We start from the raw sequence: 10,759 nt of genomic DNA, 5'->3' as shown, positions 1-10,759 counted from the left end.
TCGACGGACTGATCCTGACGGGAGTCGGAGATTCGCAGGAGCGCGCATCGATGCGGGACGCCGTGACCGCGGTCGCGCTGCTGCTGACGGCTGAAACCGGGGCCCGGCATGCGCTCCTTCAGCAGGAACGCGAGGTCCCTCATGTTCGTCCCCAGCACGTCCTCGGACGGTGCGTACGAGGCGAGGTGCTCCGTTTCGACGACACCGAGCATCGTGCGCCGGTAGTCGCCGAGAATGATCTTCGCCTGTTTGCTCGTGTTCGACGCCATGATGCCCTCGCAGATGTTCCGCAGGAGCGTCGTCTTACCGCATTCGGTGTCGCCGAACACCAGAAAGTGTGGCTGTTCGGCGAAGTTCAGGAACGTCGGAGCCAATTCGGCCTCGTCGAGGCCGATCGGAATCTGCAGACATGCCTGCGCGGGATCGAGGTAGGAGGGCCACCCGCCGGCGGCGTGAAGGAGGTCTTCGCGGGCGATCTGTGCCGGCAGCATGCGCACTGCCGGAGCGGGCCGGCCGTGCGTCGCAGCGGCGACGGCCGACACCGCGTGCGCCACCCCGGTTGCCAGGTCGGTCGGATCCGAGTTCCCGTCGAACCTCGGCAACCCGACCAGCAGATGCAGGCTGTCGCGGGTCATGCCGCGTCCGGGCCTGCCTTCCGGAACGAGTGCCGCGGTCTTGCGACCGAGGTCGGAATCCGAGGGGTCACCGAGCCGCAGCTCGATGCGCGTGCCGAGCTGATCCTTGAGTGCGGGCCGGACCTCGCCCCATCGTGAAGCGGTGAGGACGACGTGCACGCCGTACGACAAGCCCTGGGACGCAAGGTTGGTGACCTGCTGTTCGAGAGCCTCGAAATCCTGGCGGATGCTGCCGAACCCGTCGATCACCAGGAACACATCGCCGAACGGGTCCTGCGCGACCCCCGCGGCCGGGCCGCCGCTACCGGGGTCGGAGGCACGCAGACGGCGGAACTCCGCCATCGACTCGACTCCGATTTCGCGGAAACGCTCCTCACGTTGACGCACGATGGTGTTCATCTCGGCGATGGTGCGCCGCACCCGGTCCACGTCGAGGCGGTTGGCGACCGAGCCGACGTGCGGCAGTCCCGACAGTCCGGCGAGCGTGCCGCCACCGAAGTCGAGGCAGTAGAACTGCACCTGCTCCGCGGAATGGGTGGCGGCCAGCGACGTGATGAGCGTGCGGATGGCAGTGGACTTGCCCGACTGCGGTCCACCCACCACGGCCATGTTGCCGGTGGAGCCGGACAGGTCCACGACGAGCGGGTCGCGCCGCTGGTCGTAAGGCCTGTCGATGATCCCGATCGGTGCACGCAGCGAGCTCAGTGCGGGAACCGGTTCGGTGAGCACGGACCCCGGCAGCATCTGGTCGAGGGTCGGCGCGGCGTCGAGGGGCCGCAGCCACACCTCGTGGGCGCGCGGTCCGCGGTCCTTGATCCGTTCGACCACGACGTCGATGGTGGTGCGGGTTTCCGCAGCCTCCTCGGTCAGGTGGAGTGACTGTGGTTCGTCGAGGATCTCGACGACGTCGACGGCGACGGGTGCGGCCGTGAAAATCTTCGGCCGCAGCTCGACCGCCGCCTCACCCGGCCGCCGCACGTTGTCGACCCGACTGCCCTCGTAGGTGCCGGACACGTACGAGGCCTGGAAGCGGACGATCTCCGCGGAATCGCATTTGAGGTATCCGGCGCCCGGGGTCGCGGGCAGGTGATAGGCGTCCGGCACACCGAGCACGGTGCGCGATTCGTTGGCCGAGAACGTCTTGAGGCCGATCCGGTACGACAGGTGGCTGTCGAGGCCTCGCAATTTGCCCTCTTCGAGCCTCTGACTCGCCAGAAGCAGGTGAATGTGCAGCGAGCGGCCGAGCCTGCCGATGGCGACGAAGAGGTCCGCGAACTCGGGCTGCTGACTGAGCAGTTCGGAGAATTCGTCGACGACGATGAACAGTGCGGGCAGCGGGTCGAGGTCGGCACCGGCCTGGCGGGCCTTCTCGTATTCGGTGACGTTCGCGAAGTTCCCGGAGGAGCGCAGGAGTTCCTGGCGTCGATTCATCTCACCGGCGAGGGCGTCCCGCATCCGGTCGACCATCGCGAGTTCCTCGGCGAGGTTGGTGATCACCGCGGCGACGTGCGGCGCGTCCTCGAGACCGAGGAACGTGGCGCCGCCCTTGAAGTCGACGAGGACGAGGTTGAGCGCGTCGGGTGAATGCGTCGAGATCAGCCCGAGCACCAACGTTCGCAGGAACTCCGACTTACCGGAACCGGTGGCTCCGATGCACAGGCCGTGCGGCCCCATTCCGTTCTCGGCCGACTCCTTGAGGTCGATCTCGACCGGGTGACCGTCGACTCCCACACCGATCGGGACCCGCAGCCGGTCGCGGCCCTGGCGGGGCAGCCACGCGTGATCCGGGTTGAGACGGCCGACGTCGCCGATCCCCAGCATCTGGCTCCACGTCTGCACCGGCTGATCGTCGTCGCCGGCGTCCACCGCCGTCTGCGACGCCGTCCGGTACGGCGCGAGTCGGCGGGCCAGTGTTTCCGCCTGGTGAGCGCTGACGAGGTCCGCTGTCGCGAACATCTCGACTCCGGCTCCGCTGCGGGCGCCGAGGGATCCGTCCTGCGCGACGAGCTGGAGGCCACGCGTGGCCGTCAGTCGCGGGCAGAAGCCGCTGATGTCGAGAACGGAGACCGAGTCGACGCCGCCGTCGGTGATCATCCCCGATTCGCCCTCGAGGATCCCGCCGTCGACGACGATGACGAACTGCGGAACACCGGGCGCGGCGGGCGCATTGCGCGAGAACCGGTTTCGCATCGCCAGCTGCGGGCCGAGCGCGGATTCGAGTTCGAGGATCGAGCCGTAGATCATGCGGGACGAACCGACACCGTCGGACGAGTCCGGGTGCTGCGCGTGCGGCAGCCACTTCGCCCAGTCCCACTCGTGCTCCGTGTCGGGGCCGCACACGACGGCGACCAGGAGATTGTCCGGGCCGTGGAATGCGCACAACTGCATGAGCATCGACCGCACCAGGGACCGTGCCGTACCGCGGTCCCCTTCCACGGAGATGGCCGCGAATCCGCGCAGCGACACCGCGGTGGGCAGATCCTGAACGACGGAGTGGGCACGGACGAAGCGACGAAGCGACACCGCTGCAACCGGTTCCAGATCCTCCACCGGCCCGGTCTCCGGCGCGATAAGGCGGGTCGCGAGGCGCTGGCTACCCCGGCCGACGCGCACGTGGCAGTAGTCGGGGTCGGTGATGCGGCGCTCCCACATGCGCGCCGTGCCTGCGAGGGTCCAGAGCAGACCGGGTTCGGGGTGACTCCAGTCGAGCGCTTTTCGCTGCTGCTCGCCGGTTTCGTTGACGTCGCGTCGCAGTTGATCGAGGTAGCGCAGGTAGTCCTTGCGGTCTTCGTTGGCCTCCGCCGCTTTCGGGCCGCCACGGCCACCGCCGGCCAACATGCCGAGCATCGACACCATCATCATGACGGGAAAGAGCATCGACATCGGATTGCGGGCCATGCCCGACGAGAACATCAGGGCCATCATCCCGACCATGGCGACGACCATGACCACGGGAAGGAGCTTGGTCAAAAGGTTTCCGGGAACCAGACGTGGAATCTCGGGCGGAGCCTGCAGGCTCACTTCGCCGCCCGGAATGCGTGGTACTTCCCGTCGTGCTTTGCGCACGAACCGAATAGTGCTCACTACTCGCCCCCCATGACTACAACCGCCCCGAAAAAACCGTGCAGCCGATCCGATCCCGAAACTCCGGGTCCGCCCCCCTGGGCTCGATCCGCGAAGTCAGACACTAACCCATGGAGGGCGATCGGGCATATAGTCGGGCATTAGGAGGTCGGCCCTGGTGGACACTGGAGGCGCCGCCTGCAGTGTCGTAAGGTCACCCGTGATCAAATCGGACGACGATCCGTGACCGGTCGTCGATCGGTGTCGTAACGGCGCAGATGGGGTTGTGCGTCGGAAGAGTTGGGGGAAATCGCAGTGTCCATCACCCATGACGAATCGCGGGGATCCGCCTCGTCCACCCGTCCCGGTGCCGCGGCCGATCTGTGCCGCATCACAGTCTTGTCGACGCATTCGCAGGTCGACATGGCCGTTCCGTTCGGTGTGCCGCTCGCCATCCTCGTCCCGGGGATCGTCGACACCATCCGCACCCATCGTAGTGCCAACGATTTCGACGACTCGCTCGAGCAGTACGAACCGAGCGAGTGGGTTCTCGCGAAGATCGGGCACTCGCCGCTCTCGACCACGTTGACGTTGCACGAGCACGGAATCCGCGACGGCGACCTCCTCGTGCTCCAGAGTGTGCACGCCAGCGCACCGCCGCCGCTGTTCGACGACATCATGTACAACGTCGCGATCGCCGACGCCGAGGGTGACCGCGAGTGGACCCGTGGTTCCGCGCGGGTCGTGGGTTCCGTCGCGGCCGTGCTCGGCACCGTCGTCGGTTCGTTCGCGCTGTTGTGGTCCGGAGCGGGGACGGAAGGATTTCTGGGGGCGGGTTGTGCCATCGCGACGGCTCTGCTGTTCTTGATCGCGGGCGCGGTCACCGGCCGTGTCTACGGCGACGCGCGCAGTTCCGTGGTCCTCAGCGGGTGCGCCGTTCCCCTCTCGTTCGCCGCGGGGATGCTGTTCGTGCCCGGCGATCTCGGCGCTGCACACCTGCTCCTCGGGCTCGCGCTGGCCGGCACCACCGCCGTTCTGGCGTTGCGGCTGGGCGGTGTCGGACTGCGACTGTTCACGGCGCTGTCGGTGACATCCCTGTTCGGATCGATCGCCGCGCTCGTCGCCACGCTGTTCGGCAACCCGAGTGCCGCGGTCGGCGCGGGCGTCGTGGCGGCGGCGCTGATCGCACTGGCCTTCTCGGCCAGGGTGTCGATACTGCTGGCGAAGCTTCCGCTGCCCCCGGTCCCGGCGCCGGGTACATCGGTCGATCCGTCGGAGGACGACCCGGACGACGAGGTCACGATGCCCTCGTTCGACTCCCTCGCACAGCGAGCGGCACGTGCCCGCAAGTACCTCACGGGCCTGGTCAGCGCGATGACGGCACTCGCCGTGACCGGCGCACTCGTCGCGGCGCACCCCGGCGTGCACGGCGGAATCTTCTGGCCCGGGCTCTCTCTCGCCGTCGCCACCGCGACCGTCCTGATGTTCCGGGGACGCACGTACAGCAGCGCCGAGCAGGCCGTTCCGCTGATCGCGGGCGGGGTGACGATCCTGCTTCTGCTGCTCACCGCCGCGGCGGTCGCCGTGCCCGACTTCGCGATCGCGTCGTTCGCGGTCGCGATCCTGTTCGCCGTCGGTGGGCTGGTGCTGGGTATCCTCGCCCCCCGCCAGACGTTCTCGCCCGTGATGCGGCGGGTGGCCGAGCTCATCGATCTGGCGGTGATCGCGTCGATCGTCCCGCTGGTGTGCTGGGTGACCGGTCTCTACTCGCTGATGCGTGGACTGTGAGGCGCCCGCTCACCCGCGTCGTCCTGGCCACCGCGATCGTGGCGGTCACCGCCGCCGTGGGTCAGGGCGGCGCCTCGGCTGCGGTGCCCGCTCCGGTGGACGTCGGACTTGTTCCACCGGCGGACCGCCAGAAGGCCGAGCTACGCCGCAATTGTAAAGATGCCGTGCGCGTGCCGGACGGCCCCGACGTCCCGGCGGCCCAGCGCGATCTCGACTTCCAGTCGGTCTGGCCGATCACCAGGGGCGCCGGTCAGCTCGTCGCGGTGATCGACACCGGCGTCTCGCCGCACCCCCGACTCCCCGGACTCATGGACGGCGGCGACCTCGTGGGGACGCAGACCGGAACGGTCGACTGCGACGCGCACGGCACGCTCGTCGCCGGGTTGATCGGAGCCTCGCAGGTGCCCGGCTCCGGTTTCTCCGGCGGCGCACCGGATTCGCGGATCCTGTCGATCCGGCAGACGAGTGCTGCGTACACCCCCGTCGGCCAGGCCGACGAGGTCGACAACGCGGGCAACTCGGTCGGCGGATACGGAAACGTCGTGACGATGGCGACGGCGATCCGGCGTGCGGCCGACCAGGGTGCGACGGTCATCAACATCTCCGAGGTCGCGTGCAAGACCGCTGCCGAGGGGATCGGCAGCGGCGACCGGTACGTAGGCGCTGCCGTGAAGTACGCCGTCACGGTGCACAACGCCGTGGTGGTCGCGGCGGCAGGCAACTTCGGTTCCGGGGACTGCAAGATTCAGAATCCACCGGTCGACCCCCTCCGGCCCGGCGCCGACCTGTCGGACTCCGTGGGCACGATTGCCAGTCCCGCGTGGTACGACGACTACGTGCTCACCGTCGGCTCCGTCGACGCGAACGGGTCGGCGAGCGACTTCAGCCTCGCCGGTCCGTGGGTCGACGTCGCAGCTCCCGGAACCGGTCTCACTTCGCTGCACCCGACCGCCGGCGACCTGACGAACACGACGTACGGCCCCGAGGGCAACGCCGAGCCCGTGCAGGGAACGAGTTTCGCCGCCCCGTACGTCTCGGCGACCGTCGCCCTGGTCCGTTCGCGGTTCCCGCAACTGTCCGCACAACAGGTGATGGCCCGCATCGAGGCCACGGCGCATGCCCCGGCAGAGGGGTGGAATCCGTCGGTCGGGCACGGGATCATCGATCCGCTGGCAGCAGTCACCGCCGACGTTCCGCTAGACGATGCCACCGTCGATCGGTCGAATTCCGTCGCGATCGAGGCGCTTCCGGCCGCTGCTCCCCCGGACCATCGGCCCCGCAACGTCGCGGTGGCGGCCACCGGCACGCTGGGTGCACTGCTCGTGCTCGGCGTCCTGGCATCGTTTCCGCTCCGCCGCAGGTTCCGCTCGGCGACCGACCGGCACTGACGCGATCCGCTCCACGGGGGAGGATGCCGGCCGCCTGCGCGCGCCCGCATCCTTTCCCGTGAAGTCCTACTTGGATCCTGACGCGACAGCGGCAGGGTCGGGGTCCGGTGCGACACCGTCGTGTGCGACCAGCGCCGCCGACTTTCCGAGCGAGGGGCCCTGCGCCAGGAGGCCGAGTATCTGCCAGGGCGCGAGAGGCTGGGCGCCGTCGAGCCCCAAAGCCTTTGCAGAGTCCTTGTCCGCGTCCTTGTCCGGGATGCCGAACCGAACTCCCGTGTCCGCGACGAAGAACCAGCTGTCGCGTCGTGTGCTCGTGGGATCGATGCCGGTGGACTGCACGAAACCGCTGGTTCCCGGTTGTACGTAGACCGTGTCGGCGTTGTCGCCCGCGTCGTCCGCCTGGGCCAGTTCGACCGCGCGGGCGTCGCCGGGGATCGGGAGGGCGCGGCCCGCGGCCAGCGACAGTTCGGCCGCCGGCCCACTCGAGCCGGTCTCGTCCGGCGCACGGAGAGGCTTCCAGGTCAGGCAGCTCACGGGACTGTCGGAGGCATCGACGATCGTGGGCGCCGACTCGGGGAAACTGTCCACCGAAATCTGTTCCACGGAGGGGATCCGCTTGGTGGCGTCCGGCGGGACGCTCGACATCTCCGTGTCGCCGTGCGAGTCCGACAGGAAGATCAGGTTCGCGACGGCCGAGCTGATCTTCTGGATTCCGTCGCGAAGAACCACGTAATGGGTGGTCTCGGAGCCGATGAGCGCCGTGAACACCGATCCCACGACCTTGTCCTGCAACGGATACCGGGGGCTGCTCCCGGCCCCCGGGATGACGGGAGCCGTGAGTGGCGGCACTTCGGGGACGGCGTTGACAAGACCCTTGCTCACCGGTCGCGGCCGGGCGCCTTCGAGGCCCAGCGCGCGGGTGACCGCAGGGTCGTCCAGGTCGACCCGGGCCCGCTTGCCGCCGTAGATCAGGTACGAGGCGTCGGAAGTCGACGCGAGCAGTGCCTGATCTCCCGTGAGGGTCCCGCCGCCGTCGGAGCTCTCCGTGTTGCCGACGATGACCGATGTTGTGACGGAATGATTTCCGTCGGCTGCGATCGAATCGCACACGGTCCACGGGGTCTTCGCCGCGGGATCTCCGGTCGGCAGCGCCGACGGCGCACCGGGAATCCCGACGAGGGCACCGCGCGGACGGGTGTCGATTTCGGATTCCTTGACGATCACCGGATTCTCGGACTTTCCGACGATGAGCCGGGCGGACGCGAGATTCAAAACGGGACGGAGCGTGTCGCCCATGACGACGAACATCGCGCCCGACTCCTTGCCGACGACGATCGACGCGTCGCCGATCTTGTCCTGCGGACGGAACAGCGCCAGCGCGGCGCACCCGGCGAGGCCGAGCGACGCGATCACGACCCCCACCGCGAGTGCGCGCGACTGCGACCGCATGGGGTCGTGCAACATTCGGACGTCGTGGCGCACCAGGGCGTGCTCCATCCTTCTGACCAGAAAGCGATACCCGTTGACCTGCCACCGGGTGGTGGGTGTTACAGCCATTGTTCCTCCCCCGTGCTGCACAGCGCTCGGGGTGACACAGTACAGTTCCATCGACAATCTTCACGGCGGACGGGTACGGGTCTGCTGGGTTCAGGTATTCGGGGGAGGAACCATGGACCGTTCACGTGTCACACGTCGGCCGTCGTCTCTTCGGTTTTCGGCGACCGAGGTGATCGTCGCGCAGCTTCTGGGGGTGACCGGCGGGGTCGTGGCCTCGCTGTGCGGGCTGGTCTGGTGGGGCGCCGTCGCACTTGCCGTCGTCCTCGTCGTCGCCGCGCTCGTCCGGGTGGGCGGCTGGTCGAGCCTGGACTGGGCGCGGACGTATTGGCGGTACTGCACCGAACCCGGCCGGGCGGAGTCCCGCACCGTCGGCTTCCAGGCGCCGACCGGTCAGTCCGTCGGGCTCCGCTGGGACGGGGGGAACGTGGTCGCCGTCGTCGAGGTCCTTCCTCCCGCGGGCAGTCTCACCCAGATCACCCGCGAGGGCTTCCAGACGACACACGAACTCCCTACCGACGCGCTCGCCGCATGCCTCGTGCAGCACGACATCTCGCTCACCGGAATCGATATCGTCAACCACGGCTATCGCGCCGCGGCGGGCACGCCCGCAACCGATGTGTACGACAGGCTGGTCGGCCCGCTCCCGGCGACGGCGACCCGGATGGTGTGGCTCGCTCTGCGATTCGACGCCACCGAGAGCGTCGCCGCTGTCGCGCGGCGAGGCGGCGGCGAGGAAGGCGCCTCCCGAGCGATCACGATCGCCGCCGGCCGGGTAGTGCGCGCACTCGCCGATTCCGGCTGCCGCGCGCGGATTCTCACCGCCCCGGAGATCGACTCCGCCACGCTGCAGATCAGCCGCGGCGTCGACCCGAAGACCTTCACGCAGACATTGAAGCAGACGCCGCTGCCCGGGGTGTGCAACACCGGCTACGGCGTCGATCCGCGGTACCTGACGCGAGATCTGCTCGCAAAGCTGTGGGTCCCGTCGAGCCTCGGCACCACCGTGACGATCCGTCTCCGCCCCAGCGGGCACGACGGCCAGGTGAAGATCGGTGCCGCCTGCCGGATAACGACCCGGACGATGCCCGAGCCGCTCGCGATTCCCGGGCTCGTCTCGATGCAGGGCAGACACAAGGACGGGCTGCTGTCCAATCTCCCCGTCGCAATGTCGGACCTCGACGACCTGATGCCGTTGACCGACATGTCCGTCGAGGATCTGCGCGGCCTGCAGTTGCCCCCGGCGGGGTGCGGCCAGCTCATCGGCTCCGACGACTACGGCCACGGAATCACCGCCCGCATCGCAGGTCCCGGCGTCGGCATGGTCTACGTGGCGGGCGAACTGTACCTCGCCCAGCAACTCGTGTTCCGTGCCGTCGCAACGGGTGCCCGGGTACTCATCCACACCGATCGGCCCGACGCGTGGTCGTCGTTGATCGACTCCATCGCCACACCCGACCGGTTGCGCATCGCGGGCCACAACCCGCAGTCCGACAACAGGTTCAACACGGTGGTGTTCGACGGCGTCAACGCGCTGCCGCCCCGCGCCGGGGTCACGGCGATCTACCTGTACGGGGTCCCCAGTCAGTGGCCCGGCGCCGAACCGGACCTGTCCATCGTCCAGCCGAATGCGCTCGGCGACCGGATTCTCCTGTCGACGGGAGGGACGAGCATCGAACTGATGCTGGTCACCATCTCGTCCGAGACGGCGTTCATCGGCCGCCCGCGCGCGGCGGAGGAGTACTCGCCCGCCTACCAGTATTAGCCGGGGTACGGCGTGGTCTCGCGCTGAACCCGGACCGCGTCGGCCCACCACACCAGCTGGGCCAGCATGCGGTCCGCCGAGTCGATGGCGGCGCCGTCGGTGGTCTGCCCCTGCTCGTCGAATCTCTTGCGCACCCGGTGGAAGCTCACGCTCTGCCGGACCGACACCATGTGGAGTTCCGCCACCACCTGACGTAGCTGTTCGGTTGCCCGGAGTCCGCCGGCCAGACCGCCGTACGACACGAAACCGATGGGCTTCGAACGCCATTCGTGTTTGAGACTGTCGAACGCGGTCTTCAGCGCCGCAGGGTAGCCGTGGTTGTACTCGGAGGTGACGGCCACGAATCCGTCGGCTCGGCCCACCCGCTCACGGAATTCGTCGGTCACCGGAGATTCGCCGAGATCCTGCGGCAACGGCGTGTCGGCGAGGTCGACGACCCCCACGTCCAGTCCCGGGTAGGCGCGCGCACGTTCGGCGAACCAGCCGGCGACGACGGGAGCGATCCGGCCGACCCTGACGGACCCGATGATGATTTCGATCCGGACGGGCTCGACTGCGGTCATGAA

The 10,759-nt window shown here is 68.5% G+C and carries 6 protein-coding genes; 3 read left to right on the top strand and 3 right to left on the bottom strand.

Going from position 1 to position 10,759, the window contains the following annotated elements; translation table 11 throughout:
• Positions 1-3,719 (bottom strand): type VII secretion protein EccCa (gene eccCa / locus MLGJGCBP_RS42725; RefSeq protein WP_236581686.1); only part of this gene is annotated, 3,719 nt, incomplete at its 3' end.
• Between the two features lie 294 nt (positions 3,720-4,013).
• Here eccCa and eccD point away from each other — a divergent pair.
• Positions 4,014-5,486, top strand: a complete 1,473-nt coding sequence (gene eccD / locus MLGJGCBP_RS42720; RefSeq protein WP_160103650.1) for a type VII secretion integral membrane protein EccD — start codon at positions 4,014-4,016, stop codon at positions 5,484-5,486.
• Positions 5,483-6,874 (top strand): type VII secretion-associated serine protease mycosin, encoded by a 1,392-nt coding sequence (gene mycP, locus MLGJGCBP_RS42715; RefSeq protein WP_160103648.1) that lies wholly within the window; start codon positions 5,483-5,485, stop codon positions 6,872-6,874. The genes eccD and mycP overlap by 4 nt, the downstream gene beginning before the upstream one ends.
• Positions 6,875-6,940: 66 nt before the next feature.
• Here mycP and eccB read toward each other — a convergent pair whose 3' ends face one another.
• On the bottom strand, positions 6,941-8,431 hold the full coding sequence (eccB, locus tag MLGJGCBP_RS42710; RefSeq protein ID WP_160103646.1) for a type VII secretion protein EccB: 1,491 nt from the start codon (positions 8,429-8,431) through the stop codon (positions 6,941-6,943).
• Positions 8,432-8,543: 112 nt separating this feature from the next.
• Here eccB and eccE point away from each other — a divergent pair, with 112 nt between their 5' ends.
• Positions 8,544-10,193, top strand: a complete 1,650-nt coding sequence (gene eccE, locus MLGJGCBP_RS42705) for a type VII secretion protein EccE (RefSeq protein ID WP_160103644.1) — start codon at positions 8,544-8,546, stop codon at positions 10,191-10,193.
• Here the strand turns inward: eccE and MLGJGCBP_RS42700 are convergent.
• A complete protein-coding gene (locus MLGJGCBP_RS42700) occupies positions 10,190-10,756 on the bottom strand; it encodes an NADPH-dependent FMN reductase (RefSeq protein WP_087558457.1) in 567 nt (188 codons plus the stop codon). The genes eccE and MLGJGCBP_RS42700 overlap by 4 nt on opposite strands.
• Positions 10,757-10,759: the final 3 nt, after the last annotated feature.

This window comes from Rhodococcus sp. T7 (genome assembly GCF_009872365.1).
Taxonomy (GTDB): domain Bacteria; phylum Actinomycetota; class Actinomycetes; order Mycobacteriales; family Mycobacteriaceae; genus Rhodococcus_F.
Note: the sequence above shows the minus strand (reverse complement) of the source record. Positions and strands in the feature narration are given on the sequence as shown.

What these genes read in the sequence shown, in the direction of transcription:
- eccB (WP_160103646.1), bottom strand. Translation starts at nt 8,431, where the DNA reads ATGGCTGTAACACCCACCACCCGGTGGCAGGTCAACGGGTATCGCTTT.
- MLGJGCBP_RS42700 (WP_087558457.1), bottom strand. Translation starts at nt 10,756, where the DNA reads ATGACCGCAGTCGAGCCCGTCCGGATCGAAATCATCATCGGGTCCGTC.
- eccE (WP_160103644.1), top strand. Translation starts at nt 8,544, where the DNA reads ATGGACCGTTCACGTGTCACACGTCGGCCGTCGTCTCTTCGGTTTTCG.